The sequence below is a fragment of the Streptomyces sp. NPDC048338 genome (genome assembly GCF_043201055.1).
Lineage (GTDB): Bacteria > Actinomycetota > Actinomycetes > Streptomycetales > Streptomycetaceae > Streptomyces.
In genome coordinates this window covers 253,240-273,685 of record NZ_JBICYQ010000001.1, presented here as the reverse complement: position 1 = coordinate 273,685, position 20,446 = coordinate 253,240, and the positions used below count along the sequence as shown (strand labels likewise).

Annotated in this window: 18 protein-coding genes; 12 read left to right on the top strand and 6 right to left on the bottom strand. The window is 72.6% G+C overall.

The features are described from left to right. The first annotated feature begins 3 nt into the window (after window positions 1–3). From ACGFZF_RS01265 to ACGFZF_RS01255, 3 genes are all read left to right on the top strand, one after another. Window positions 4–732, top strand: coding sequence for a VIT1/CCC1 transporter family protein (locus tag ACGFZF_RS01265; protein ID WP_356609727.1), 729 nt, complete (start codon window positions 4–6; stop codon window positions 730–732). A gap of 712 nt (window positions 733–1,444) precedes the next feature. Then, window positions 1,445–6,004 (top strand): glutamate synthase large subunit, encoded by a 4,560-nt coding sequence (gene gltB / locus ACGFZF_RS01260; RefSeq protein ID WP_393550415.1) that lies wholly within the window; start codon window positions 1,445–1,447, stop codon window positions 6,002–6,004. Beyond that, window positions 5,997–7,457, top strand: a complete 1,461-nt coding sequence (locus ACGFZF_RS01255) for a glutamate synthase subunit beta (RefSeq protein WP_393550413.1) — start codon at window positions 5,997–5,999, stop codon at window positions 7,455–7,457. Before gltB ends, ACGFZF_RS01255 begins: the two co-directional genes overlap by 8 nt. Before the next feature lie 179 nt (window positions 7,458–7,636). Here the strand turns inward: ACGFZF_RS01255 and ACGFZF_RS01250 are convergent, their stop codons facing one another. The 3 genes from ACGFZF_RS01250 to ACGFZF_RS01240 form a co-directional block, all read right to left on the bottom strand. Continuing rightward, window positions 7,637–8,827, bottom strand: a complete 1,191-nt coding sequence (locus tag ACGFZF_RS01250) for an SLC13 family permease (protein WP_393550411.1) — start codon at window positions 8,825–8,827, stop codon at window positions 7,637–7,639. 94 nt (window positions 8,828–8,921) lie between these two features. Continuing rightward, entirely contained in the window at window positions 8,922–9,374 is a 453-nt protein-coding gene (locus tag ACGFZF_RS01245; protein WP_393550409.1) for a hypothetical protein, read from the bottom strand. Further along, entirely contained in the window at window positions 9,371–9,706 is a 336-nt protein-coding gene (locus tag ACGFZF_RS01240; protein ID WP_393550407.1) for a hypothetical protein, read from the bottom strand. Before ACGFZF_RS01240 ends, ACGFZF_RS01245 begins: the two co-directional genes overlap by 4 nt. Window positions 9,707–9,858: 152 nt before the next feature. On the opposite strand from ACGFZF_RS01240, the gene ACGFZF_RS01235 reads away from it, so the two are divergent. The 3 genes from ACGFZF_RS01235 to ACGFZF_RS01225 are packed head-to-tail and all read left to right on the top strand — an operon-like array spanning window position 9,859 to window position 11,552. Next, window positions 9,859–10,578, top strand: a complete 720-nt coding sequence (locus tag ACGFZF_RS01235; protein WP_393550405.1) for a vWA domain-containing protein — start codon at window positions 9,859–9,861, stop codon at window positions 10,576–10,578. 45 nt (window positions 10,579–10,623) lie between these two features. Further along, a complete protein-coding gene (locus tag ACGFZF_RS01230; RefSeq protein WP_393550403.1) occupies window positions 10,624–10,998 on the top strand; it encodes a VOC family protein in 375 nt (124 codons plus the stop codon). 41 nt (window positions 10,999–11,039) lie between these two features. Beyond that, window positions 11,040–11,552 carry a pyridoxamine 5'-phosphate oxidase family protein gene (locus ACGFZF_RS01225; protein ID WP_393550401.1) on the top strand — a complete coding sequence of 171 codons (513 nt, stop codon included), beginning with the start codon at window positions 11,040–11,042 and terminating at the stop codon, window positions 11,550–11,552. A 196-nt stretch (window positions 11,553–11,748) separates the two neighbouring features. Here ACGFZF_RS01225 and ACGFZF_RS01220 read toward each other — a convergent pair whose 3' ends face one another. Genes ACGFZF_RS01220 through ACGFZF_RS01210 form a run of 3 tightly spaced genes read right to left on the bottom strand, consistent with a single transcriptional unit; the run spans window position 11,749 to window position 14,186 of the window. Continuing rightward, the gene (locus ACGFZF_RS01220) at window positions 11,749–11,922 is read right to left on the bottom strand and encodes a hypothetical protein (protein ID WP_393550399.1); all 174 of its coding nucleotides are present in this window, start codon (window positions 11,920–11,922) and stop codon (window positions 11,749–11,751) included. Window positions 11,923–11,958: 36 nt separating this feature from the next. After that, the gene (locus ACGFZF_RS01215) at window positions 11,959–13,044 is read right to left on the bottom strand and encodes an acyl-CoA dehydrogenase family protein (RefSeq protein ID WP_393550396.1); all 1,086 of its coding nucleotides are present in this window, start codon (window positions 13,042–13,044) and stop codon (window positions 11,959–11,961) included. Continuing rightward, the gene (locus ACGFZF_RS01210; protein WP_393550394.1) at window positions 13,044–14,186 is read right to left on the bottom strand and encodes an acyl-CoA dehydrogenase family protein; all 1,143 of its coding nucleotides are present in this window, start codon (window positions 14,184–14,186) and stop codon (window positions 13,044–13,046) included. The genes ACGFZF_RS01215 and ACGFZF_RS01210 overlap by 1 nt, the downstream gene beginning before the upstream one ends. A 50-nt stretch (window positions 14,187–14,236) precedes the next feature. On the opposite strand from ACGFZF_RS01210, the gene ACGFZF_RS01205 reads away from it, so the two are divergent. The 6 genes from ACGFZF_RS01205 to ACGFZF_RS01180 all read left to right on the top strand — a co-directional run bounded on the left by ACGFZF_RS01205 (window position 14,237) and on the right by ACGFZF_RS01180 (window position 20,439). Next, a complete protein-coding gene (locus ACGFZF_RS01205; protein ID WP_393550392.1) occupies window positions 14,237–15,385 on the top strand; it encodes an acyl-CoA dehydrogenase family protein in 1,149 nt (382 codons plus the stop codon). Further along, complete coding sequence (locus ACGFZF_RS01200) at window positions 15,382–16,176, top strand: SDR family oxidoreductase (RefSeq protein WP_393550389.1); 795 nt, start codon at window positions 15,382–15,384, stop codon at window positions 16,174–16,176. The genes ACGFZF_RS01205 and ACGFZF_RS01200 overlap by 4 nt, the downstream gene beginning before the upstream one ends. Window positions 16,177–16,446: 270 nt before the next feature. Continuing rightward, complete coding sequence (locus ACGFZF_RS01195) at window positions 16,447–17,061, top strand: TetR/AcrR family transcriptional regulator (protein ID WP_393550387.1); 615 nt, start codon at window positions 16,447–16,449, stop codon at window positions 17,059–17,061. 19 nt (window positions 17,062–17,080) lie between these two features. Then, entirely contained in the window at window positions 17,081–18,238 is a 1,158-nt protein-coding gene (locus ACGFZF_RS01190; RefSeq protein ID WP_393550385.1) for an acetyl-CoA C-acetyltransferase, read from the top strand. A 178-nt stretch (window positions 18,239–18,416) separates the two neighbouring features. Continuing rightward, window positions 18,417–18,620, top strand: coding sequence for a cold-shock protein (locus ACGFZF_RS01185; protein ID WP_005318814.1), 204 nt, complete (start codon window positions 18,417–18,419; stop codon window positions 18,618–18,620). Window positions 18,621–18,711: 91 nt separating this feature from the next. Beyond that, window positions 18,712–20,439, top strand: coding sequence for a DEAD/DEAH box helicase (locus ACGFZF_RS01180; RefSeq protein WP_393550382.1), 1,728 nt, complete (start codon window positions 18,712–18,714; stop codon window positions 20,437–20,439). Window positions 20,440–20,446 lie beyond the last annotated feature (7 nt).

The window sequence follows — 20,446 nt, the reverse complement described above, 5'->3', positions numbered from 1 at the left end:
GGCATGTCCATCATCGAAACCGAGGCGACGCTCCACGAGGCCCACCGCGACAACCACACGCACCGCGATGTGAACGGCGGCTGGCTGCGTCCGGCGGTCTTCGGGGCGATGGACGGCCTGGTCTCCAACCTCGCCCTGATGACCGGCGTCGCGGGAGGCGCGGTCTCGCAGCAGACCATCGTGATCACCGGCCTCGCCGGACTCGCGGCCGGCGCCTTCTCGATGGCGGCGGGCGAGTACACCTCGGTCGCCTCGCAGCGAGAGCTCGTGCAGGCCGAGCTCGACGTCGAGCGACGCCAGCTGCGCAAGCACCCGATCGACGAGATGGAGGAGCTGGCCGCGCTGTACGTGTCCCGGGGCGTCGAGCCCGCGCTGGCGCGCGAGGTCGCGATGCAGCTCTCCCGGGACCCCGAGCAGGCGCTGGAGATCCACGCCCGCGAGGAGCTGGGCATCGACCCCGACGACCTGCCGTCGCCGACGGTCGCCGCGGTCTCCTCGTTCGGCTCCTTCGCACTCGGCGCGCTGCTGCCGGTGCTGCCGTACCTGCTCGGCGCGACCGCGCTGTGGCCCGCCGTGCTGCTCGCGCTCCTCGGGCTCTTCGCCTGTGGCGCCCTGGTGGCCCGGGTGACGGCCCGCAGCTGGTGGTTCAGCGGGCTGCGCCAGCTGGTCCTGGGCGGGGCCGCGGCGGCCTTCACGTACGGACTCGGCATGCTCTTCGGCGCCGCGCTCTAGGGGCTTCTTGCCGATCTTGCCGGGCTCGCGGTGTCCTGCGACTCCGTCTCCCGCGTTGTCGTCAGTCGGCATGGCTCCGCCATGCCTCGCCCCCACAGCCTTCGGCGTGGGAGGGACCCCCTTCCTCCGCCTTGGATCCGAAGCCCCAGGACACCGCTCACCGACCCGGCCTGATCGACAAGACGCCCCCTAGATCCCGCCGGAACGCCTGCGACGCGCCGGCGGGCCCCTGCCCCCGGCCGTGCCGGGCGGCACCGGCCCGTGCCGTGCCCGCCGGGCTCCCCGTGTGCCACCGGACCCCCGTCCCACCTGGGACGGGGGTCCCGGCGCAGGTGCTGTGACGTATCTCCCTGAGCGGATTCGGGGAACCGGTGAGACACTATGCACAGCGCTACATACCTAGCCGTTACTCGGCGGTTTCGAGCCCTTAACCACCGGGCATGAGGCGTAAGCGCCGCGGGCAACGAAGCCCGCTCTGCGACGGGTCGCCGGAGATCCCCCGGACCCATCGATCCGTCCCCCGCGAGGACCGTCGTCCTCGCTGCCCCACAGGTGAACCAAAGCCACCGCTCCGTATCCGCGGTGTCCGCATGTTGGAACGCGCTATCCACTTTTCGAGAAGCCAGCCATCATGTAACCTGCACGAAATTTCGCGGAGGGCCAACGTCGTCCCTCGGCTGCTGCATATGCCACGACGACGACGGGAGAGCCGATGCGTTCCGACGCCTGGTCGCCCATGGACGGTCGCCCTGCTCCGCAGGGAATGTACGACCCCCGTAACGAACACGACGCCTGTGGTGTCGGGTTCGTGGCCACCCTCACCGGTGTTGCCAGCCATGCGCTGGTCGAGCAGGCGCTGACCGTACTGCGCAACCTCGAGCACCGAGGCGCCACCGGCTCCGAGCCCGACTCCGGAGACGGCGCCGGCATCCTCCTCCAGGTCCCCGACGCCTTCCTGCGCGAGGTGACCGACTTCGAGCTTCCCGAGGCCGGCGCGTACGCCGTCGGCATCGCCTTCCTCCCTGCCGACGGCTCCGCACAGGCCGTCTCGCAGATCGAGACGATCGCCGCCGAAGAGGGCCTGACCGTCCTCGGCTGGCGCGAGGTCCCCGTCGCCCCCGAGCTCCTCGGCGCCTCGGCCCGCGCCACGATGCCGGTCTTCCGCCAGATCTTCGTCGCCGACGGCGAGAGCACGGGCATCGTCCTGGACCGCAAGGCGTTCGCGCTGCGCAAGCGCGCCGAGCGCCAGGCCGCGACGTACTTCCCGTCGCTGTCCGCCCGCACGATCGTCTACAAGGGCATGCTGACCACCGGCCAGCTGGAGCCCTTCTTCCCGGACCTGTCGGACCGCCGCTGCGCCACCGCCGTGGCCCTGGTCCACTCCCGGTTCTCCACCAACACCTTCCCGAGCTGGCCGCTTGCCCACCCGTACCGCTTCGTCGCGCACAACGGCGAGATCAACACGGTCAAGGGCAACCGCAACTGGATGGTGGCCCGCGAGTCCCAGCTCGCCTCCGACCTCTTCGGCGACGCCGCGATCGACCGGATCTTCCCGGTCTGCACCCCGGACGCCTCCGACTCGGCCTCCTTCGACGAGGTCCTGGAGCTGCTCCACCTCGGCGGCCGCTCGCTGCCGCACTCGGTCCTGATGATGGTCCCGGAGGCGTGGGAGAACCACGACTCCATGGACCCGGCCCGGCGCGCCTTCTACCAGTACCACTCCACGATGATGGAGCCCTGGGACGGCCCGGCCTGCGTCACCTTCACCGACGGCGTCCAGGTCGGCGCGGTCCTCGACCGCAACGGTCTGCGCCCCGGCCGCTACTGGGTCACCGACGAGGGCCTCGTCGTGCTGTCCTCCGAGGTCGGCGTGCTCGACATCGACCCGGCCAAGGTCGTCCGCAAGGGCCGCCTGCAGCCCGGCAAGATGTTCCTGGTCGACACCGCCGAGCACCGGATCATCGAGGACGACGAGATCAAGGCCGGCCTGGCCGCCGAGCACCCCTACCAGGAGTGGCTGGAGACCGGGGAGATCGAGCTCTCCGACCTCCCCGAGCGCGAGCACATCGTGCACACGCACAAGTCGGTCACCCGCCGCCAGCAGACCTTCGGCTACACCGAGGAAGAGCTCCGCGTCATCCTCGCGCCGATGGCCCGCACCGGCGGCGAGCCGCTCGGCTCCATGGGCACGGACTCGCCGATCGCGGCCCTCTCCGAGCGCCCCCGGCTGCTCTTCGACTACTTCACCCAGCTCTTCGCGCAGGTCACCAACCCTCCGCTGGACGCCATCCGCGAGGAGCTCGTCACCTCGCTGCGCTCCTCGCTGGGCCCGCAGGGCAACCTGCTGGAGCCGACCTCGGCCTCCTGTCGCAGCGTCACGCTGCCCTTCCCGGTGATCGACAACGACGAGCTGGCCAAGCTCGTCCACATCAACGCCGACGGCGACATGCCCGGCATGAAGGCCGCGACGCTCTCCGGCCTCTACCGGGTCTCCGGCGGCGGCGACGCGCTCGCCGCCCGCATCGAGGCGATCTGCGCCGAGGCCGACGCCGCGATCGAGGGCGGCGCCCGCCTGATCGTGCTGTCCGACCGGCACTCCGACGCCGAGCACGCGCCGATCCCCTCGCTGCTGCTCACCGCCGCCGTCCACCACCACCTCATCCGCACCAAGCAGCGCACCCAGGTGGGTCTGCTGGTCGAGGCCGGCGACGTCCGCGAGGTCCACCACGTCGCGCTCCTCATCGGCTACGGCGCCGCCGCCGTGAACCCGTACCTCGCGATGGAGTCGGTCGAGGACCTGGTCCGCGCCGGCACCTTCATCGAGGGCATGGAGCCCGAGCAGGCCATCCGCAACCTGATCTACGCGCTCGGCAAGGGCGTCCTCAAGGTCATGTCGAAGATGGGCATCTCGACCGTCGCCTCCTACCGCGGCGCCCAGGTCTTCGAGGCCGTCGGCCTGGAGGACGCCTTCGTCGAGAAGTACTTCAACGGCACCGCCACCAAGATCGGCGGCGCCGGCCTGGACGTCGTCGCCAAGGAGGTGGCCGCCCGCCACGCCAAGGCGTACCCCGCCTCCGGCGTCCCCTCCGCGCACCGCGCGCTGGAGATCGGCGGCGAGTACCAGTGGCGCCGCGAGGGCGAGCCGCACCTGTTCGACCCGGAGACCGTCTTCCGCCTGCAGCACGCCACGCGCAACAAGCGGTACGACATCTTCAAGAAGTACACCGAGCGGGTGAACGAGCAGTCCGAGCGGCTGATGACGCTCCGCGGCCTCTTCGGCTTCACCTCCGAGCGCCCGTCGATCCCCCTCGACGAGGTCGAGCCGGTCTCCGAGATCGTCAAGCGCTTCTCCACCGGCGCCATGTCGTACGGCTCCATCTCCCGGGAGGCGCACGAGACGCTCGCCATCGCCATGAACCAGCTGGGCGGCAAGTCCAACACCGGTGAGGGCGGCGAGGACCCGGACCGCCTGTACGACCCGGCGCGCCGCTCGTCCATCAAGCAGGTCGCCTCCGGCCGCTTCGGCGTGACCTCGGAGTACCTGGTCAACGCGGACGACATCCAGATCAAGATGGCGCAGGGCGCCAAGCCCGGCGAGGGCGGCCAGCTGCCCGGCCACAAGGTCTACCCGTGGGTCGCCAAGACCCGGCACTCCACCCCGGGCGTCGGCCTGATCTCCCCGCCGCCGCACCACGACATCTACTCCATCGAGGACCTGGCTCAGCTGATCCACGACCTCAAGAACGCCAACCCGGCGGCCCGCATCCACGTGAAGCTGGTCTCCGAGGTCGGTGTCGGCACGGTCGCCGCCGGTGTCTCCAAGGCCCACGCGGACGTCGTCCTCATCTCCGGCCACGACGGCGGAACGGGCGCCTCGCCGCTCACCTCGCTGAAGCACGCCGGTGGTCCCTGGGAGCTCGGCCTCGCCGAGACCCAGCAGACCCTGCTGCTCAACGGCCTGCGCGACCGGATCGTCGTCCAGACGGACGGCCAGCTCAAGACCGGCCGCGACGTCGTCATCGCCGCCCTCCTGGGCGCCGAGGAGTTCGGTTTCGCGACCGCGCCGCTCGTCGTCTCCGGCTGCGTCATGATGCGCGTCTGCCACCTGGACACCTGCCCGGTCGGCATCGCCACCCAGAACCCGGTCCTGCGCGACCGCTTCTCCGGCAAGGCCGAGTTCGTCGTCAACTTCTTCGAGTTCATCGCCGAGGAGGTCCGCGAGATCCTCGCCGAGCTGGGCTTCCGCACCGTCGAGGAGGCCGTCGGCCACGCGGAGCTGCTGGACACCAGCCGCGCCGTGACGCACTGGAAGGCGCAGGGCCTGGACCTGGCCCCGCTCTTCTTCGTGCCGGAGCTGCCCGAGGGCGCGGTCCGCCACGCCCTGATCGAGCAGGACCACGGACTGGAGAAGGCCCTCGACAACGAGCTGATCGAGCTCGCCGCCGAGGCACTGAACGCGGCCACCGCCGAGGAGGCCCAGCCGGTCCGCGCCCAGGTCGCGATCCGCAACATCAACCGCACGGTCGGCACCATGCTCGGCCACCAGGTGACGAAGAAGTTCGGCGGCGCGGGCCTGCCCGCCGACACCGTCGACATCACCTTCACCGGTTCCGCCGGCCAGTCCTTCGGCGCCTTCCTGCCGAGCGGTGTCACCCTCCGCCTGGAGGGCGACGCCAACGACTACGTCGGCAAGGGCCTCTCCGGCGGCCGGATCGTCGTCCGCCCGGACCGCGGCGCCGACCACCTCGCCGAGTACTCGACCATCGCCGGCAACACCATCGCGTACGGCGCGACGGGCGGCGAGCTGTTCCTGCGGGGCCGCACCGGCGAGCGCTTCTGCGTCCGCAACTCCGGCGCCCTGGTCGTCTCCGAGGGCGTGGGCGACCACGGCTGCGAGTACATGACCGGCGGCACGGCGGTCGTCCTCGGCGAGACCGGCCGCAACTTCGCGGCCGGCATGTCGGGCGGTGTCGCCTACGTCGTCGACCTCGACCGGAACAACGTCAACTCCGGCAACCTGGGAGCGGTCGAGACCCTGTCGGACGCCGACCGGATGTGGCTGCACGATGTCGTGCGCCGCCACCAGGAGGAGACCGGCTCGACCGTCGCGGAGAAGCTCCTCGCCCACTGGTCCGTGAACGTGAACCGCTTCAGCAAGATCATCCCGACCACGTACAAGGCAGTGCTCGCCGCCAAGGACGCCGCTGAGCTCGCCGGTCTCTCCGAGCAGGAGACCACCGAGAAGATGATGGAGGCGGCGACCCATGGCTGACCCCAAGGGCTTCCTGACCACCGGGCGCGAGGTCGCCAAGACCCGCCCGGTGGGCGAGCGAGTCAAGGACTTCAACGAGGTCTACGTCCCCGGCTCCCTGCTGCCGATCATCAGCAAGCAGGCCGGCCGCTGCATGGACTGCGGCATCCCGTTCTGCCACAACGGCTGCCCGCTCGGGAACCTCATCCCCGAGTGGAACGACTACGCCTACCGCGAGGACTGGGCGGCGGCGTCGGAGCGGCTGCACGCGACCAACAACTTCCCGGAGTTCACCGGCCGCCTGTGCCCGGCTCCGTGCGAGGCGGCGTGCGTGCTCGGCATCAACCAGCCGGCCGTCACCATCAAGAACGTCGAAGTCTCCATCATCGACAAGGCGTGGGACGCCAACGACGTCCGGCCGCAGGCGCCCGAGCGGCTGTCCGGCAAGACCGTCGCCGTCATCGGCTCCGGCCCGGCGGGTCTCGCCGCCGCCCAGCAGCTGACGCGGGCCGGCCACACGGTCGCGGTGTTCGAGCGCGCGGACCGCATCGGCGGCCTGCTGCGCTACGGCATCCCCGAGTTCAAGATGGAGAAGCGGCACATCAACCGCCGCATCGAGCAGATGCGCGCGGAGGGCACCAAGTTCCGCACCGGTGTCGAGATCGGCCGCGACATCACCGCCACGGACCTGCGCAAGCGGTACGACGCGGTCGTCATCGCCGCCGGCGCGACCACCGCCCGCGACCTGCCCGTCCCGGGCCGCGAGCTGGCCGGCATCCACCAGGCCATGGAGTACCTGCCGCTCTCCAACAAGGTCGTCGAGGGCGACTTCGTGGCCCCGCCGATCACCGCGGAGGGCAAGCACGTCGTCGTCATCGGCGGCGGCGACACCGGCGCGGACTGCGTGGGCACCGCCCACCGCCAGGGCGCCCTCTCGGTCACGCAGCTGGAGATCATGCCGCGCCCGGGCGACGAGCGGGCGGCCGGCCAGCCCTGGCCGACCTTCCCGATGCTCTACAAGGTCACCTCGGCGCACGAGGAGGGCGGCGAGCGGGTCTACTCCGTCTCCACCACCCACTTCGAGGGCGACGAGGACGGCAACGTCCAGTTCCTGCACCTGGTCGAGGTCGAGTTCGTCGAGGGCCGGCTGACCCAGAAGCCGGGCACGGAGCGGAAGATCCCCGCCCAGCTCGTCACGCTCGCGATGGGCTTCACCGGCACGGACGTCGAGAACGGCCTCGTGGCGCAGTTCGGCCTGGACCTGGACGAGCGCGGCAACATCGCCCGGGACGCGGACTTCGCGACGAACGTCGGCGGCGTCTTCGTCGCCGGCGACGCCGGCCGCGGCCAGTCGCTGATCGTCTGGGCGATCGCCGAGGGCCGCTCCGCGGCGCGCGGCGTGGACCGCTTCCTGACCGGAGCCAGCGACCTGCCGGCCCCGATCCGCCCGACGGACCGCGCCCTGGCGGTCTGACCCCGGGGGCCGACGCCCCCACCACACGTCCCGTACAACGGAGTGCGGAACTGAGCGCGGCGCCTGCCCGAATGTCCCCGACCGGACGACTGGGCGGGCGCCGCGGCGCGTCCCCGACCCGGCGGCGCCGCGCGCCGAGCGCGCCCCCGGCACCGCGGCGCGCGCCGCGAGGGCGACCGCTACACGGTGGCCGCCAGGGCCAGCGTCGCCGCCAGTGTGCCCGTCACCGCCAGCACGAGCCCCGTCCCCAGGAAGCGGCCCATCCCGATCCTCGTGCCGTGCCAGCGGCACCGCTCGAACCACAGCAGGGTGGCCAGCGACGCCCACGGCGTGACCACCGGACCCACGTTCACGCCGACGAGCAGCGCGAGCAGCTGGTCGCTGTTCTCCACCGGGATCGCCGCCTCGCCCGCCAGATAGACCGGGAGGTTGTTCAGCGCGTTGGAGACGCCCGCCCCCACGGCGGCGGACCGCAGCATCCCGACGAGACCGTCGTCGGACCCCATCGCCGCCGTCAGCACGTCGTGCAGCCCGCGCGCGTCGACGGTCTCCACGACCAGGAACATGCCCGGCACCAGGACGAGCAGCCGCCACGGCACCAGCGAGAGGCGGAGCGCCTCCCGGCGGCGTACCGCGAAGGCCGCCACCACGACCAGGGCGGCCACCGCCGACGCCGACCACAGCGGCACGTCCGCGAGCAGCAGAGCCAGCAGGAAGCCCGCGCAGGCCACCGCGCACACCCGGAACAGCACCGGGTCCGCCGGGCGCGAGGGCACCGGAGGCTCGTAGCGCAGCGCCCCGCGCCGTCCCCTGCGCCAGTAGAAGCCCCACAGGCAGGCCATCGTGACGGCGATGGCGGCCAGCTGCGGCGCCCACATCGTCGCGGCCATCTCCGAGGGCGTCAGCGCCACCCGGTCCGCCGCCAGCAGGTTCGTCAGGTTCGACACCGGGAGCAGCAGGCTCGCCGTGTTCGCCAGCCAGACGGTCGTCATCGCCAGCGGCACGGCCGCGATCCCCACCCGGCCCGCCAGCGCCAGCATCACGGGGGTGAGCAGCACCGCCGTGGTGTCCAGGTTGAGCGTGATCGTGGTGACCGAGGCGAACAGGACGCACAGGAGGAAGAGGAGGGGGTAGCTGCCGCGCCCGGTGCGGGCCACCCAGGTGGCGACCATGTCGAACACCTCCGCCTTGCCGGTCAGCTCCGCGAGGACGATGACCGTGGCGAGGAACGCCACCAGGGGGCCGATGCGCTCCATCACCTCCCCGGCCGGCCCGGCGGGCAGCAGACCCGTGGCGACGCAGAGCACACCCAGGACGAGGAGCCCGGCCGCCAGCAGGTCCAGTGGATGCAGACGCCTGAGGAGAGACACGGCGAACAGATTCGCACACCCGCGCGCGGTGGCCCGACGGCGGGAGCGGAGTCCCGGCGCGCGGTCCCGGCGGCGCCCCCGATGGGGGCGGCCGTCAGGGGGCGGCCGGGGCCAGCCAGGTGACCAGGACCGCCGCCGTCACGGCCAGCACGCCCACCAGGCCGAGCCAGCGGGCCCAGCCCGTCAGCCGCCAGATCGTCCGGGCGCGGGCCCGCTCGTGGCGCAGGATCTGGACCGCGCCCAGCGGAAGCGTCCCGCCCGGCCGGCCGTGGACGGCCGAGACCGTCATCCACGAGGCCGTGATGAGCAGCAGGAACGCACCGCTCAGCAACCCGATCACCGTCCACTTCGCGCCGTCGGGCAGCTTGGCCAGGTTCTCCTGGCCCTTGAGCACGAAGACCGTGGTGAGCAGCCCGGTCAGCGTCGTCAGGAAGTTCCGGTACCCCTCGGCCTGCTGGACCGCGGCCTGGAGCTGCTGCGGCGGCGAGGCCATCCGGGCGGCCCGGCGGTCGGCGTCGCGCAGCTCCTCGGTGCTGAACTCGCTCACGAGGGAAGCCCGTTCGGCGGGAAGGCGATCCACAGACCGGCCCCGCAGCCGTGGCTCTCCGCGGCCGGGCGGTCGGCGTGCGCGGAGGCGCACGTGCACCGGGTGAACCACGGCCCGTCGTCCGCGGGCCTCCGGCGCGGCCGGAGCGGCCCCTTGACCGCGCCGTACTGGCCGAGCGGCCACACCTTGGTCATCGCGCACCGGCACCGGGGGCACGTGCCGGTCGCCTCGTACCGCCCCTCGCCCTCCGGACGGAACTCCCACAGGAAGTCCGTGGCCGGCGCGGTGATCGCATAGGTGACGTTCTCGTCGTACGGGCCACCGGCACTCATCGTTCCCGACCTCCCCCTCGGCATGAACAGCCCCATGATGACAGACCGTTCGGGCCCACCGGGGTCGTCGGCGGGCAGCCGCCGAGGGCGCTTCGCGGTGGTGATCCCGTACGCTCGGCAGTCCGTGACGGGACGAGGGAGGGGGGCCGTCCATGGCCCTGAGTCTGCGCAAGGTCGAGGAGGCCGCGCCCGCGCTGGTGAGCCTCTACAAGTCGGCGGGGAACTCACTGGAGAAGCACGGGCTGCACGGCCAGCGCGTGGCGGTCTACCTGGTCGTGGACTACTCCGGCTCGATGAAGCCGTACTACCGCGACGGCACCGTCCAGGCCCTGGCCGACCGGGTGCTGGGACTCTCGGCCCACCTGGACGACGACGGACGGGTGCCGGTGGTCTTCTTCTCCACCGACATCGACGCCGAGACCGACATCGAGCTCGCCGACCACCAGGGCAGGATCGACCGGATCGTGGCCGGGCTCGGGCACATGGGCAAGACCAGCTACCACCTGGCCATGGACGCGGTCATCGACCACTACCTGGACAGCGGGGCCACCGCCCCGGCGCTCGTGGTCTTCCAGACGGACGGCGGCCCGATCAACAAGCTCGCCGCCGAGCGCTACCTCTGCAAGGCGGCCAGGCTGCCGATCTTCTGGCAGTTCATCGGCTTCGGCGACCCGGACAGCCGGCAGTTCGATTTCCTGCGCAAGCTCGACGAGCTGGCGGTCCCGGCGAAGCGGCCGGTGGACAACGCCGGTTTCTTCCACGCGGGGAGGGATCCGCGCACGGTCGCGGACGCGGAGCTGTACGACCGGCTCGTCGCCGAGTTCCCGTCCTGGCTCGCGGCGGCCCGCGCCCAGCGGATCGTGCACACCTGAGAATTCGGTTGGCCGCGGGGCGTGTTCCTGCGAAAGAGTGAGCGCATGGCATCTTTGGTGAGACATGTGACGGTCGACTGCTCGGACGCGTACACGCTGGCCACGTTCTGGGCCGCGGTACTGGACTCCAAGATCGGCGACGACGACGAGCCGGGCGATCCCGAGGCCCTGGTCGAGACGGCCGGGACGGCCCTCCTCTTCGTGACCGTGCCCGAGCGGAAGTCGGTCAAGAACCGGGTCCACCTCGACCTCCAGCCGCAGGACCGCACCCGCGACCAGGAGGTCGAGCGCCTCCTGGAACTGGGCGCGACGCTGGTCGGCGACCACCGGCGGGAGGACGGCAAGGGCTGGGTGACGCTGGCCGACCCGGAGGGCAACGAGTTCTGCGTCGAGCGCTCCGCCGCCGAGCGCACGGAGTAATCCGGACAGAAGGTGTCGGGTATCCGGTGTTCCCTGGAGTCATGGGAAACACCGGATGCACCTGGTCCGCCTTCGCCGCCGCCGAGCCCGAACTCGCCGGCACCGTGCGGGAGCGCTTCGGCCGCCACACCCACCACGTCCTCGCGACCGTACGGAGGGACGGCTCGCCGCGCCTGACCGGACTGGAGGTGAACTTCCGCCTCGACGAGCTGTGGCTCGCGATGATGCCGAACTCGCGCAAGGCGCTCGACCTGCGCCGCGACCCGCGCTTCTCGCTGCTCGCCAACCCGGGCGCCGGCACGGACATGGACGGCGGCGACGTCCGGATCTCCGGGCGGGCGACCGAGGTCACCGACCCGGAGACGGTCGACCGGTTCGCGGCGGAGGCCGGGGCGCCGCTGCCGTTCCACCTCTTCCTGGTGGAGCCGGCCGAGGTCGTCCGCACCACCGTGGAGGACGACGAGCTGGTGATCCGCACCTGGTCGCCGGGGCGGCCGGTCCGCACGATCCGGCGGGGCAACGACGACGCGCCGCCGACCGAGGACGCCCGCTAGGTCCTGTCCGAGCAGGTCGCCCGGACAGGACCTAGGTCCTGCCCGGGCGACCTGCTCGGGCCCGCGACGACGGCTGCGGCGTCTCGCGGCGTTGTCGGAGTCGCCCGAGTACGCCCGGTACGAGGGCGATCCTCCGCCTTGCGATACACCACATCCGACGCCGCGGGCCGGTCCTCGAAGATCGCCCGGACAGGACCTAGCTGTTGAACGCCACGACGATCCCGATCACGACCAGGGCCACCACGAACATCACGACGCAGCCGCACGCGGCGCCGGACGCCTCGTCGACGAGGCCCTTGGGCCTGGGCTGCGCCCTCTGGTGGTCCCTGATCCCCCGGGCCACCGCACGCCTGATCTCGTCCTCGTCCACGCGAGCTCTCCCCTGGTGCGTAGTGATCGACTCGCGTCAATCTAGCGTCGGAGGCAGGGGGGTCAGGGCCGTTCCCGCCCGCGTGGTCGCCAGGACCCGGGCGCGGCACCAGGCCGGTGAGCCCCAGGCGTCCCGGAGCGGCCGGGCCTTGCGCAGCCAGAGGGAGAGGTCCAGTTCCTCGGTGTAGCCGACGGCGCCGTGGATCTGCAGGGCGCTGCGGGCGGCGCTGTACGCCGCCTCGCCGGCCGCCGCCTTCGCCGCGGCGAGGTCGGCACCGGCGAAGGTGAGCGCCGCCCCGAAGACCAGCGGCCGGGCGAACTCCAGCCCGATCAGCGTGTCCGCCAGGCGGTGCTTCACCGCCTGGAAGGAGCCGATCGCGGCGCCGAACTGGGTGCGTTGCCGCGCGTACGCGACCGTCCGGTCGAGCAGGGTGAGCCCGACGCCCAGCGACTGCGCGGCCGTCGCCAGCAGCGCCCACTCCGCCGCCCGTCCGGCGGCGGCCGTCACCGCCGGACCGGCGGCCAGCAGCTCCCCGCCCGGCAGGGGCGGCGCGAGCCGGCGCGCGGGATCGGCGGACACCCTGACCGGCCCGTGCCCGGCCGCGAGCCGCAGTTCGTCGCCCCGCACGACCAGCGTGACGCCGGCGGTGTCCGCGTCGAGGGCGTACGGGGACGGGCGCGGCAGCGCGCTGCCGTCGCCGGAGACACCCTCGTCGCCGTCGCCGTCGCCGCCGCGCGGCACCATCGCCAGCGTCGCCACCGTCTCGCCCGAGGCCAGCCCTGGCAGCAGCCGTTTCGCCGGGCCGTCCTCGCCGCGCCGGGCCAGTTCCGCCAGCAGCGCCGCTGCCGCCACCGTCTCCACGAGCGGGCCGGGGACGCCGTGCCGGCCCAGCTCCACACAGGCCAGGGCCAGTTCGACGGGCAGCGGCCCCACGCCCTCGTAGGCTTCCGGGACCGCGAGGGCGAACACCCCGGACGCGGCCAGCCGGGTCCACAGGGCGAGCCCGGGGGCCGGTTCGCCGGCGGCCCAGGCGCGGATCACCGCGGGGGTGTCCGCGGCGGTCAGCAGCGCGTCCAGCGCGCGCCCGAAGTCCCGTTGCTCCTCGGTCGGCAGGAACGGCATCAGCGGCGTCCTTTCGGAAGGCCGAGCAGCCGCTCGGCGACGATGTCGCGCTGGATCTCGTTGGTCCCGGCGTAGATCGGCCCCGCGAGCGAGAAGACGTACCCCTCGCCCCACTCCCCGTCCCCGTCGAGCTCGCCCTCGGCGCCCAGCAGGTCGAGCGCGGTCTCGTGCAGCGCGATGTCGTACCGCGACCAGAAGACCTTGTTCAGGCTCGACTCGGCCCCGATCGTCCCGCCGGCCGCGAAGCGCGCCGCCCCGCCCGCCGTGAACAGCTGGTAGGCCCGCGCCCCGATCACCGCATCGGCGACCCGGTCGCGGACGGCCGGGTCCTCGCCCGTCGCCCGCCACAGCCGCACGAGCCGGTCGGCGGCCGCCAGGAAGCGGCCGGGGGAGCGCAGCATCAGGCCCCGCTCGTTGCCGGTCGTCGACATCGCGATCCGCCAGCCCTGGCCGGGCTCCCCGATCACGTCGGCGTCGGGCACGAAGACCTCGTCGAGGAAGAGTTCGGCGAAGGCCGGCTTCCCGTCGAGGCGGCCGATGGGCCGGACGGTGACGCCCGGCGCGCGCAGGTCGAACATCAGACAGGTGAGCCCGCGGTGCGGCCGGTCGGCCGCCGGGTCGGTGCGGAAGATGCCGAAGGCCCGGTCCGCGAAGGCGGCGCGTGAGGACCAGGTCTTCTGCCCGGAGAGCAGCCAGCCCCCGTCGGTCCGCACCGCCCGTGAGGTCAGCGAGGCCAGGTCCGAGCCTGCCTCCGGTTCGGACCACGCCTGGGCCCAGACCGTCTCGCCCGTCGCCATCGAGGGCAGGACGCGGGCCCGTTGCTCCTCGGTGCCGTGGTCGAAGAGCGTGGGGGCGAGCAGGTTGATGCCGTTCTGCGAGACCCGGCCGGGCGCCCCGGCCGCGTAGTACTCCTCCTCGAAGGCCAGCCAGCGGAAGATGCCGGCGTCCCGGCCGCCGTACCGCTCCGGCCAGGAGACCACCGACCAGCGGGCGGCCGCGAGTTCGGCCTCCCAGGCGCGGTGGGCGGCGAAGCCGTCCTCGGTCTCCAGGGACGGCAGGGGAGTCTCGGGCACATGGGCGCGGAGCCACGCGCGCGCCTCCGCCCGGAAGTTCTCCTCGTCGGCCGTGTACGAGAGGTCCATCGGACACCCGCTCCTTCCCTAACAAGTGTTTGGTAGGTTAACGTACGGCCATGGGCAGCGCCACGAGCAGCGTCGAGGTCTTCCGCACCGAGGTACGCGACTGGCTGGAGGAGCACCTCGGCGGCACGTTCGCCGGGCTGAGGGGCCTGGGCGGCCCCGGCCGGGAACACGAGGCCTTCGCCGAACGCCTCGCCTGGGAACGCCACATGGCCGCCCACGGCTGGACCTGCGTCGGCTGGCCGAAGGAGTTCGGCGGCCGCGGCGCGAGCATCGAGGAGCAGATCGCCTTCCACGAGGAGTACGCCCTCGCCGACGCCCCCGCCCGCGTCAACCACATCGGCGAACAACTCCTCGGCCCCACCCTCGTCGCCCACGGCACCCCCGAGCAGCAAGCCCGCTTCCTGCCCCCGATCCGCGCCGTGACGGAACTCTGGTGCCAGGGCTACAGCGAACCCGGCGCCGGCTCCGACCTCGCGGGCGTCCGCACCCGCGCGACCCTCGACGGCGACGCCTGGGTCGTGCACGGGCAGAAGACCTGGACCTCCCTCGCCCACGCGTCCCAGTGGTGCTTCGTCCTCGCCCGCACCGAACCCGGCTCCCGGCGCCACGCGGGACTCTCCTACCTGCTGGTCCCGATGGACCAGGAGGGCGTCGACGTCCGGCCGATCACCCAGCTGACCGGCACCAGCGAGTTCAACGAGGTCTTCTTCGACGGAGCGCGCACCGACGCCGCGCACGTCGTCGGCGCACCCGGCGACGGCTGGCGGATCGCGATGGCCACCCTCGGCTTCGAGCGCGGCGTCTCGACCCTCGGCCAGCAGGTCGGGTTCCGCCGCGAACTGGAGGCGCTGATCGGCCTCGCCCGGAGCAACGGAGCACTCGCTGACCCGCTGATCCGCGACCGGCTGATCCGCGCCTGGAGCGGACTGGAGGCCATGCGGGCAGGCGCCCTGCGCGGCACGGAACCCTCGGCCGCCAAGCTCCACTGGTCCCACTGGCACCGCGACCTCGGCGAACTCGCCATGGCCGTCCGAGGCCCCGCCGCCACCGTCACCGCCGGCGAGCCCCACGGGCTCGACCCCTGGCAGCGGCTCTTCCTCTTCTCCCGCGCCGACACCGTCTACGCCGGATCCAGCGAGATCCAGCGGAACATCATCGCCGAGCGGGTGCTCGGCCTCCCCAAGGAGCCGCGCCCGTGACACCTCCCGCCGCGACCCCCGACTACGTCCCCGGACACGGCCTGCTCGCCGGCCGCACCGCCGTCGTGACCGCCGCCGCCGGGGCGGGCATCGGCGGAGCCACCGCCCGCCGCCTCCTGGAGGAGGGTGCGCGGGTCCTGGTCAGCGACGCCCACACCCGCCGCCTCAAGGAGACCGAGGCCGCCCTCGCCGCCGAGTTCGGCGCCGACGCCGTCGCCGCCCGGCCCTGCGACGTCACCGACGAGAGCCAGGTGCAGGCACTCCTCGACACCGCCGAACAGCTGCACGGCGGACTCGACGTCGTCGTCAACAACGCCGGTCTCGGCGGCACCGCCACCCTCGCCGAGATGACCGACGAGCAGTGGAACCGCGTCCTCGACGTCACCCTGAACGGCACCTTCCGCTGCACCCGCGCCGCCCTGCGCCGCTTCCGGGACGCCGGCCGCCCCGGCGTCATCGTCAACAACGCCTCCGTCGTGGGCTGGCGCGCCCAGGCCGGCCAGGCCCACTACGCCGCCGCCAAGGCCGGTGTCATGGCGCTCACCCGCTGCGCGGCCGTCGAGGCGGCGCCGTACGGCGTCCGCGTCAACGCGGTCGCGCCCTCCCTCGCCATGCACCCGCACCTGGTCAAGGTCACCTCGGCGGAACTCCTGGAGGAACTCACCGCCCGCGAGGCGTTCGGCCGGTACGCCGAGCCCTGGGAGGTCGCCAACGTGATCGTCTTCCTCGCCAGCGGCTACTCCTCCTACATGACGGGCGAGGTCGTGGCCGTCAGCAGCCAGCATGCCTAGGTCCTGTCCGGGCGATCTTCTCGGGCCCGCGACGACGGCTGCGGCGTCTCGCGGCGTTGTCGGAGTCGCCCGAGTACGCCCGGTACGAGGGCGATCCTCCGCCTTGCGATACACCACATCCGACGCCGCGGGCCGGTCCTCGAAGATCGCCCGGACAGGACCTAGCTCCTGTCCTGGCGGGCGTCCTGTCGATCTTGCCGGGATCGCGGCCTCCGGGCCGCCCCGCACCGCGGTGAACGGCGGTCCGGGGCCGGGGACCACAATGGACGGGTGCCGACCACGAAGAAGAAGACCCAGGTGACCGCGACTCCCGAGCGGCGCCGTGAACTCCTCGACACCGCGGCCGAGGTGTTCGCCGCCCAGGGGTACAACGCCACCACCGTCCGCAAGATCGCGGACGCCGCCGGCATGCTCGCCGGCAGCCTCTACTACCACTTCGATTCCAAGGAGTCGATGCTCGACGAGATCCTCTCCACCTTCCTGACCGAACTGTGGGAGGGCTACGACGCCGTCCTCGCCGCCGGGCTCGGCCCCAGGGAGACCATCGAGGCCCTCGTCACCGAGTCCTTCCGGGAGATCGACCGGCACCACGCCGCCGTCGCCATCTACCAGAAGGAGTCCCGGCACCTGACCGCCCAGCCCCGCTTCCACTACCTCTCCGACTCGCAGCAGAAGTTCGAGAAGGCGTGGCTCGGCACGCTGGAGCGCGGGGTCGAGGCCCGCGTGTTCCGCGCCGACCTCGACATCAGGCTCACCTACCGGTTCGTGCGCGACACCGTCTGGGTCGCCGCGTCCTGGTACCGCCCGGGCGGACAGCACAGCCCGGACGAGATCGCCCGTCAGTACCTGTCGATGGTCCTGGACGGGATCGCCGTACGCACCTGACCCAGCTGGAGGAGTCGCCATGGCCGAGGCCTACATCGTCGAAGCGGTACGCACCCCGGTGGGCCGCCGCCGGGGCGGTCTCGCCGCCGTCCACCCGGCGGACCTCGGCGCCCATGTGCTGAAGGCCCTCGTCCGGCGCTCCGGCATCGACCCGGCCGCGGTCGAGGACGTCGTCTTCGGCTGCCTCGACACCGTCGGACCGCAGGCCGGCGACATCGCCCGTACGGCCTGGCTCGCGGCCGGCCTGCCCGAGGAGGTCCCCGGCGTCACCGTCGACCGCCAGTGCGGCTCGTCCCAGCAGGCCGTCCACTTCGCGGCCCAGGGCGTCCTGTCCGGCACCCAGGACCTGGTGGTCGCGGGCGGCACGCAGAACATGTCGATGATCCCCATCGCCTTCGCCTCCCGGCAGGCGGCCGAACCGCTGGGCCTGACCGAGGGGCCCTACGCCGGCTCGGAGGGCTGGCGCGCCCGGTACGGCGACGCGCCCGTCAACCAGTTCCACGGCGCCGAGCTGATCGCCGCGAAGTGGCACATCACCCGCCGCGACCAGGAGGAGTACGCCCTGCGCTCGCACCAGCGGGCGCTGCGGGCGCTCGACGGGGGCCGTTTCGCGCGCGAGACCGTGCCGTACGGGGACGTCACCGCGGACGAGGGTCCGCGCCGGGACACCACCCTGGAGAAGATGGCCGGACTGAAACCGGTCGTCGAGGGCGGCACCATCACCGCGGCCTGCTCCTCCCAGGTCTCCGACGGCGCCGCGGCGATGCTGCTGGCCGGCGAGCGCGCCGTACGCGACCACGGCCTGACCCCGCGCGCCCGGATCCACCACCTCTCGGTCCGCGGCGAGGACCCGATCCGGATGCTCTCCGCCCCGATCCCGGCGACCGCGTACGCCCTGCGGAAGACCGGCCTGTCCATCGACGACATGGACCTGATCGAGATCAACGAGGCCTTCGCGCCGGTCGTGCTGGCCTGGCTCAAGGAGACGGGCGCCGACCCGGAGCGCGTCAACGTCAACGGCGGGGCGATCGCCCTCGGCCACCCGCTGGGCGCGACCGGAGTGCGGCTGATGACGACCCTGCTGCACGAACTGGAGCGCACCGGGGGCCGGTTCGGCCTCCAGACGATGTGCGAGGGCGGCGGCCAGGCCAACGTGACGATCATCGAACGGCTGTAGGAGGTGTGACACTCGTCGCTGTCCCGCCTTTCCGGCGGGACGGCGTGCTAGTGTCTCCGTGTTGCTAGTTTTGGTACCCATGAACTTTATGTGCGCCTGACGGGAATGTTCCTTCAGGCGCAATTTTGTTTTCCCGGCATTCTCCGGATGGGGCCCTTACCTGTTCAGGAGAATTCACATGGCTACTGGAACCGTGAAGTGGTTCAACTCGGAAAAGGGCTTCGGCTTCATCGAGCAGGACGGCGGCGGCGCCGACGTCTTCGCCCACTACTCCAACATCGCGACCTCCGGCTTCCGTGAGCTGCAGGAAGGCCAGAAGGTCACCTTCGACGTCACGCAGGGCCAGAAGGGCCCGCAGGCGGAGAACATCCTCCCCGCCTGATCGCCGTACCGCGTTTCTCGCAGCCGGGACCCGCACCGCGCAGGTGCGGGTCCCGGCTCGCGCTGTGCTCAGGCCAGGAAGGCATTTCCCCATGACTCGCTCCGAAAAGCGGCCCCGTCGGGCCGCGGACTCCACCTCCGGAACCCCGTCCGGAAATGCCTCGGGCCGTCCCGCGCGCGGCTCCGGCCAGCGACGCGGCTCGGGCTCCGGCGCCACCGGCTCGGCCCGTGGCCGCGGCAAGGGCGCCGGGCGCACCCCGGCCTCGCCCCCGCCGCCGCGTGAGTTCACGCTGCCCGAGACGCTGACGCCCGCGCTGCCCTCCGTCGAGTCCTTCGACGCCCTCGACATGCCCGCGGCGCTCGTCAAGACGCTCGCCGCCCAGGGCGTGATCGAGCCGTTCCCCATCCAGGGCGCCACCCTGCCGAACTCGCTCGCCGGCCGGGACATCCTCGGCCGCGGCCGTACCGGCTCCGGCAAGACGCTCGCCTTCGGCCTCGCGCTGCTCGCCCGCACCGCCGGCCGCCGCGCCGAGCCCCAGGCGCCGCTCGCCATGGTCCTCGTGCCCACCCGCGAGCTCGCCCAGCAGGTGACGGACGCCCTCGCGCCGTACGCCACCTCCGTGCAGCTGCGGCTCGCCACCGTCGTCGGCGGCCTGTCGATCACCAAGCAGGCGAACGCGCTGCGCCGCGGCGCCGAGGTGCTCGTCGCCACGCCCGGCCGGCTCAAGGACCTCATCGAGCGCGGCGACTGCCGGCTCGACCAGGTCGCGATCACGGTCCTCGACGAGGCCGACCAGATGGCCGACATGGGCTTCATGCCGCAGGTCACGGCGCTGCTCAAGCAGGTCGAGCCGGACGGGCAGCGGATGCTGTTCTCCGCCACGCTCGACCAGAACATCGACCGTCTGGTGAAGATGTTCCTCACCGACCCGGTCGTGCACTCCGTCGACCCCTCGGCCGGCGCGGTCACCACGATGGAGCACCACCTGCTCCACATCGCCGACGAGACCGACAAGAAGGCCGTCACGCTGAAGATCGCGGCCCGCGACGGCCGGACGATCCTCTTCCTCGACACCAAGCGGGCGGTGGACCGGCTCGTCAAGCGGCTCCTCGCGAGCGGTGTCCGGGCCTCCGGCCTGCACGGCGGCCGTTCCCAGCCGCAGCGCAACCGCACCCTGGACCAGTTCAAGACCGGCCAGGTCAACGTGCTGGTCGCGACGAACGTGGCGGCCCGCGGCATCCACGTCGACGACCTCGACCTGGTCGTCAACGTCGACCCGCCGATCGACCACAAGGACTACCTGCACCGGGGCGGCCGCACGGCCCGCGCCGGCGAGTCCGGCTCGGTCGTCACCCTCGTCCTGCCCGAGCAGAAGCGGGACATGAGCCGGCTGATGGCGAACGCGGGCATCGCGCCCCGCACCGCGCAGATCAAGTCCAGCGACGACGAGCTGACCCGCCTCACCGGCGCCCGGGAGCCTTCCGGCATACCGGTCGTCATCGAGGTCCCGCAGCCGGCCCAGCCCGCCCCGTCGGCGGGCGGCGGCCGACGCTCGCGCCGCGGCGGCTCCGGCGGCGGTCGTGCCCGCGGCGCGGCAGGCTCCGCCCGTACGGCCACGGCCGGCTCGGCGGGCGGCTCCGGGAACCGCACCGCCGGCAACGGCACCACCGGCCGCGCGGCCGGCAGCGGCTCGTCCGCCCGGACGGGAGGCAACGGCTCCGCCACCCGCACCGGCGCCGGGACCGGCACGGGCGCCCCGCGCTCCCGCGGCCGCAGCGGCGGCACCGCAGGTGCCGGCCGCGGTCGCCGGGCCTCCTAGGTCCTGT

Excerpts from the sequence above, each read along its gene's own strand:
- ACGFZF_RS01265 (WP_356609727.1), top strand. The coding sequence starts at position 4 with ATGTCCATCATCGAAACCGAGGCGACGCTCCACGAGGCCCACCGCGAC.
- gltB (WP_393550415.1), top strand. The coding sequence starts at position 1,445 with ATGCGTTCCGACGCCTGGTCGCCCATGGACGGTCGCCCTGCTCCGCAG.
- ACGFZF_RS01255 (WP_393550413.1), top strand. The coding sequence starts at position 5,997 with ATGGCTGACCCCAAGGGCTTCCTGACCACCGGGCGCGAGGTCGCCAAG.
- ACGFZF_RS01240 (WP_393550407.1), bottom strand. The coding sequence starts at position 9,706 with ATGAGTGCCGGTGGCCCGTACGACGAGAACGTCACCTATGCGATCACC.
- ACGFZF_RS01235 (WP_393550405.1), top strand. The coding sequence starts at position 9,859 with ATGGCCCTGAGTCTGCGCAAGGTCGAGGAGGCCGCGCCCGCGCTGGTG.
- ACGFZF_RS01230 (WP_393550403.1), top strand. The coding sequence starts at position 10,624 with ATGGCATCTTTGGTGAGACATGTGACGGTCGACTGCTCGGACGCGTAC.
- ACGFZF_RS01225 (WP_393550401.1), top strand. The coding sequence starts at position 11,040 with ATGGGAAACACCGGATGCACCTGGTCCGCCTTCGCCGCCGCCGAGCCC.
- ACGFZF_RS01215 (WP_393550396.1), bottom strand. The coding sequence starts at position 13,044 with ATGCCGTTCCTGCCGACCGAGGAGCAACGGGACTTCGGGCGCGCGCTG.
- ACGFZF_RS01210 (WP_393550394.1), bottom strand. The coding sequence starts at position 14,186 with ATGGACCTCTCGTACACGGCCGACGAGGAGAACTTCCGGGCGGAGGCG.
- ACGFZF_RS01205 (WP_393550392.1), top strand. The coding sequence starts at position 14,237 with ATGGGCAGCGCCACGAGCAGCGTCGAGGTCTTCCGCACCGAGGTACGC.
- ACGFZF_RS01190 (WP_393550385.1), top strand. The coding sequence starts at position 17,081 with ATGGCCGAGGCCTACATCGTCGAAGCGGTACGCACCCCGGTGGGCCGC.
- ACGFZF_RS01185 (WP_005318814.1), top strand. The coding sequence starts at position 18,417 with ATGGCTACTGGAACCGTGAAGTGGTTCAACTCGGAAAAGGGCTTCGGC.
- ACGFZF_RS01180 (WP_393550382.1), top strand. The coding sequence starts at position 18,712 with ATGACTCGCTCCGAAAAGCGGCCCCGTCGGGCCGCGGACTCCACCTCC.